Genomic DNA, 2366 nt, shown 5'->3' on the forward strand with positions numbered 1-2366 from the left:
GTAAGCGCCCCATGAACACACGGGCGCTTTTTTATGTGTGGGAGAAGTTCCAGGGAAGAAGTGAGTCGATATCAGGCTCGGGCTTAGCCAACTCTTTCATGCACTTAACCATGTAGTCGTACAAGATAAGGTCATTCGCTTTTGCTGTCTCGATGATGCTGTAAAGCATTGCGCTGGCGTCGGCACCTCTGGGAGTGTCAGAGAAGAGCCAGTTTTTTCGGCCAATAACCATGGATTTTATTGCTCGCTCAGCCCGATTGTTATCGATAGACAGGTGACCATCTTCGACATACCGAACCAGTTTCGGCCACTGACCAACCGCGTATTTGATTGCTTTGCCTAGTTCACCTGTACCGATGACCTTTTGCGATGTCAGCCATTTATGCAGGTCATCAAGCATAGGTTTCGCCAGTTTTTGTCGTTCAGTCATTCGCTCCAGAGCAGACCTTCCTTTCAGGCGAGTTTCAAGCGCATACAGTTTTTGGATTTTTGCCAGAGCGACATCCGCTTTTCCTGTTTTGCCTTTACCTTGTACCTTCTTCGCATCCATGAACTTACGGCGAGCATGAGCAAGACAGCCAAGGTGTTCAACCTTCTCCAGGCCGTCATAGACTCGGTATCCATCCGTTTGCAGGTAGCCATTGTAGTCACCAAGGAAGCCGATGGGACATGCTCTTGAGCGACGATTTTGATAATCGTACAGCACGATGTTTTTAACGCCTTCCAATGTCGCTTCAGGAGAGTCAGCACCAGAGCAGTAAACCCACATATAGCATTGCTTATCTTCTTTAAGCACGGTTAGTGGTGTTTCATCTGCCTGGATGACCACCTGCTCCAGCAAGTGTTTGTGCAGAGCGTTATACAACGGAGTAAAACGTTCGCTGACCTGCATCATCCAGCGAGCCATGGTTGTTCTGGATAGCTCGACACCAGACTGCTCGAACAGGGCTTCCTGACGGTAAAGCGGTAGCGCGTACTGATATTTTCCAAGGATGATGTTAGCCAGAAGGCTTTCTGTCGCGAAGCTTTTAGGGATAATACTGGCAGGTGCAGGCTTTTGGCTGATGCTAACCTTATCGGCTTCCTTTTCACACTGGCGGCAACTGTACTTAGGGCGAACATATTCCAGAACCTTCAGTACTGCTGGCGTGAACTCCAGCTTTTCACAACTATCTTCACCGATTTTATGCAGAGGGTGCTGGCAGCATGAGCAGACTTTTTCATCATCATCCAGGTCCAGAACGATATGCTCACGGGGCAAGTCTTTAGGAAGCGGCTTGCGTTTACCTCGTACTTTTTTGGTCGTGGTTGTCGTTACCACTTCCTGTTCGTCAGAGGCTGCATCGACCTCGCACTCCGCTTCATTAAACAGGTCACCCTGTGCATCATCATAAGGTTTGAGTGATTCAGAGCGTTTGGCGAACTGACGGTCGATAGCTAATTTGAACTGTTCAAGCAGCGATGCCTTTTCAGCCATAAGGGCTTTTACCATCGCTTGAAGCTCGGCAATATCTTGGCTGTCAGGGTTAATATCAGGCATCTTTTTCATGGCATCCATTATACTAAAAATGCCGCTGCAACACCTGATACATCTGACTTTTATAACGATTAACTCATTGTAAAATCGTGTATTTCAACAGGCTTATGGCCGATAATAGTGAAGCCTGAGAGCAGCCTGTCCAACTCAAATTGGTTGAGGGTAAATACCTGTTTTTTCTCCTGGGAAGGCCATTTGAACTTCGCTTTTTCCAGTCGTTTATACCAGAGCGCGAAGCCCGTTTTATCCCAGTAGAGTATCTTTATTTTGTCGCGCTGTTTGTTGGTAAACAGGAACAATGCTCCTGAACTCAGAGGCAAGTTAGTTTCACACTCAACCAGTGCGGCCAGACCGTTAATGGATTTTCTGAAGTCAACGAACTCACGATACAGGTAGATAGCAGGCGCGTTAGTTAATCCCCTCATGATGATAATGCACCGATAAGTTCGGCCAGATAATCTGTTGGCGTGCCTTGCGGGATGCTCAACTCAACATCGTTAAAGCAAAGCGTCATATTTTCTGTTGCGGAATTCGTTACCTGATAGCGAGTGGTCTGTTCAACTACCTCCGCTCGGACAAAACTGCATTGCTGGTTTTCTCTGGTTAGCTTCAGCGACCGTCGCTTTGAAAAGAAAGTTGAAGGGCTGAGTTGATTCTGTCGGCAGAACTCTCTTTGGTTAAGAGAGCTGTCTTCGTATTGCTGAAATATTTCCAGCCATTCCTGATCGCTGCGTCGTCGGTGAGCCATGATCTTATCTCCTTATTAGTGAAGATAAGATCATAAGTCTGGTGCCTGGCTAATTGAATGTGTGCTTTGTGGGGCGCTTAC

General features: G+C 47.3%; 3 protein-coding genes. All 3 read right to left on the reverse strand.

Annotated features, from left to right (window positions below; genetic code table 11):
* Positions 1-31 precede the first annotated feature (31 nt).
* Genes NL643_RS22675 through NL643_RS22685 form a run of 3 tightly spaced genes read right to left on the reverse strand, consistent with a single transcriptional unit; the run spans position 32 to position 2285 of the window.
* On the reverse strand, positions 32-1549 hold the full coding sequence (locus tag NL643_RS22675) for an IS66 family transposase (RefSeq protein ID WP_253645245.1): 1518 nt from the start codon (positions 1547-1549) through the stop codon (positions 32-34).
* 59 nt (positions 1550-1608) lie between these two features.
* Complete coding sequence (tnpB, locus tag NL643_RS22680; RefSeq protein ID WP_010451947.1) at positions 1609-1962, reverse strand: IS66 family insertion sequence element accessory protein TnpB; 354 nt, start codon at positions 1960-1962, stop codon at positions 1609-1611.
* Positions 1959-2285, reverse strand: a complete 327-nt coding sequence (locus NL643_RS22685; RefSeq protein WP_010451948.1) for a hypothetical protein — start codon at positions 2283-2285, stop codon at positions 1959-1961. Before NL643_RS22685 ends, tnpB begins: the two co-directional genes overlap by 4 nt.
* Positions 2286-2366 lie beyond the last annotated feature (81 nt).

It is taken from the genome of Vibrio sp. Y42_MX_L11 (genome assembly GCF_024181785.1).
In the GTDB taxonomy this organism is placed as follows: Bacteria; Pseudomonadota; Gammaproteobacteria; order Enterobacterales; family Vibrionaceae; genus Vibrio; species Vibrio diabolicus.

Coding starts and splice junctions, on each gene's coding strand:
- NL643_RS22675 (WP_253645245.1), bottom strand. CDS start 1,549: ATGAAAAAGATGCCTGATATTAACCCTGACAGCCAAGATATTGCCGAG.
- tnpB (WP_010451947.1), bottom strand. CDS start 1,962: ATGAGGGGATTAACTAACGCGCCTGCTATCTACCTGTATCGTGAGTTC.
- NL643_RS22685 (WP_010451948.1), bottom strand. CDS start 2,285: ATGGCTCACCGACGACGCAGCGATCAGGAATGGCTGGAAATATTTCAG.